Source organism: Streptococcus caecimuris (assembly GCF_943193075.1).
Lineage (GTDB): Bacteria > Bacillota > Bacilli > Lactobacillales > Streptococcaceae > Streptococcus > Streptococcus caecimuris.
Window position 1 is genome coordinate 1 of record NZ_CALPCT010000044.1, and the last position, 2323, is coordinate 2323.

Sequence of the window (2323 nt, forward strand, 5' to 3'; positions counted from 1 at the left end):
TAGTGATAATAAATAGTTATCGGTAGGAGAGAAATGTGAGAGAATTTCAATATTTCATAAGTTATTCAAGAGATATTTACTACGAATTTGTAAATCATCTGAATAATATGTTAAACGAAATAGGATTAAAAACCTGGATTGACAAATTTGAAATTAACATTGGAGATGAAATAATTGATAATCTATATACTGTACTCGATAAAAGTGCTGATTATTATGGAATTATTTTTATATTCGATGAAACATTCTTTAACAAAGCATGGTGTATAAAAGAGCTAGATTATGCGATGAAGAAAAGGATTCCTTTTTTTCCAGTATTGTATAAAATAAAAAAAGAAGATATTCCTAGTGAGTATACCTTCTTAAAAAATTATAATTTATTAACGGTATCATCGTTAAAAGAGATAGATTATATCGTAGATCGCTTTATATTACTGCATTTGAACAATATTGTTTGTAGAGATATTCCTAAGTTTTCAATCAGCAGTTATGTCGGTAACTTTTTATTAGAACAGATTCGGTGTTGTACTGTAAACAATATTGACGCTATTTTTATCATAGATAACTTCTCTCAATATTTGAGAAAGCAGAAAAAGTCAGGAGATTTTAAACTAACTCACGAAATATTATTTTGTACTGAAATAACTCAATTATTAAAAGAACGCTTATTTAGGAAAGACTTTCAGGGAGAATATCATTTTAAAATACTGGAAATTATCCAAGAAATATACACAAACATATATATGTGATTGAAATTTAGAGAATATCAAACAAAAATAGAGATCCATCGAAGTGAAGTCAATCGGTGAGTCTCTATTTATATTACGGGAGCATTCTTTATATACTTGCTATCCATGATGTAAGACTCTCTGATATATTTAATGCAGTCAATAATAGTTTGAGATAGAATTTCAGGATCCTTCTCCGTTAGTAACTTATCTAGAAAAGGAGTGAGATAGGAATATTTATCAATTTCAGATAAAAGTGTTTGATATACTTCTAAAGAGCTCCAACCAGTTGAACCTACAGGAATAATAAATCTATTTTGCTTCATTGCCCTATCAAAATCTTCCAGTACTCCCCTAGAATTAGATAAAGTCCCATCATAATATTGGTTTCCGAATACAAATATAACTATTCCTGCTTCTGATATCATATTATCTTGAAATCTTTGTTTTGCAGATCTATCAATATGTTTATCGCTCCCCTTAATTAATGGGAGAGTTTTAATTTTTAAATACTTCGAAATATCAAGATTTTTATCATTAATCGCTGTCATCACACCATTAATCACCTGTGGTCCTACACCTTCTATATTCCCATTTCCAACAATAATTCCATTATCAATTAACTTATATCCTAAAAGATATAAAAACTCAGTAGCACTAGTCTCATCCCATTCTCCATAATTTCTGCAACTTCCAGCAATAAAGACACTGTTGGTTAAATATAACTGATAGCACTGATTAAAGATTTCATCAATCTCATTATAATTATCAATCAAAATAGTATGAATGCCATATCTTTTTAAATCATTTATTTCGAGCTCTTGTTTTATCTTGCCATATTCTAATTCGTTTTCAGGGGCGTTGGAATTTTTAAACATATCAATAGATAAATTTTTCCGAAAGCAATAATGCATTCTAATATTTTCCCCGATTAATAATCTAATTTTACTTAGAATTTGCTGAATATCTGGATCATTTAAACTATATCCTACAAATACAAATGTTTTACTAATCAGATCTCCTCGAAGTGTTTGGATAAAAAGTTTGTGACTCTCATCAAAACTCTCATAATCATCCCGAGTCAACACTGCCTCATAGGGTCTAGAAATATCTCCATGAAATTTATATACAGTAGTATCAATATTTGGGGGTGTAATTGATAAATCGTTATTATCAATCTTGACATCTACGCGTCTTCCAGATTTCTTCAAGTTGTCTTCAATTAAGTGATCATAATTAGTTGTCCAAAAAGTCCCGATGGGCATACTTGTTAGAAGTGTCAGCCAATTATTATCTTTAGAGTCTTTAGTAAATTCTTGTATTAGTTTTTGTGTAATCTGATTTTTTGAATGTGCAGAATTTTTATAGTACTGTGCAACTGAAATTAAGTCGTGTTCTTTATCAATATCTAGTCCAATCGAATCAGAAAATTGCCGTAATAGTTCTTTCCAGTTTACATACCCTGAGGGAACTGAGAGTCCTGCGCCAGCAAAAACAGCTACATTATTTTCTAACATTGCTGCACTAAAATCAGAAATAAATTGTTGTTTTAGTTTTTTCATCCTTCTCCTACCGATAACTATTTATTATCACTA

General features: G+C 29.7%; 2 protein-coding genes. One reads left to right on the top strand and one right to left on the bottom strand.

Features of this window, described 5'->3' with window-relative positions; genetic code table 11:
- The first annotated feature begins 35 nt into the window (after nt 1-35).
- Nucleotides 36-749 carry a toll/interleukin-1 receptor domain-containing protein gene (locus NFR56_RS09845; RefSeq protein ID WP_049514396.1) on the top strand — a complete coding sequence of 238 codons (714 nt, stop codon included), beginning with the start codon at nt 36-38 and terminating at the stop codon, nt 747-749.
- Between the two features lie 68 nt (nt 750-817).
- Here the strand turns inward: NFR56_RS09845 and NFR56_RS09850 are convergent, their stop codons facing one another.
- Nucleotides 818-2290 (bottom strand): SIR2 family protein, encoded by a 1473-nt coding sequence (locus tag NFR56_RS09850; protein ID WP_251458804.1) that lies wholly within the window; start codon nt 2288-2290, stop codon nt 818-820.
- Nucleotides 2291-2323: the final 33 nt, after the last annotated feature.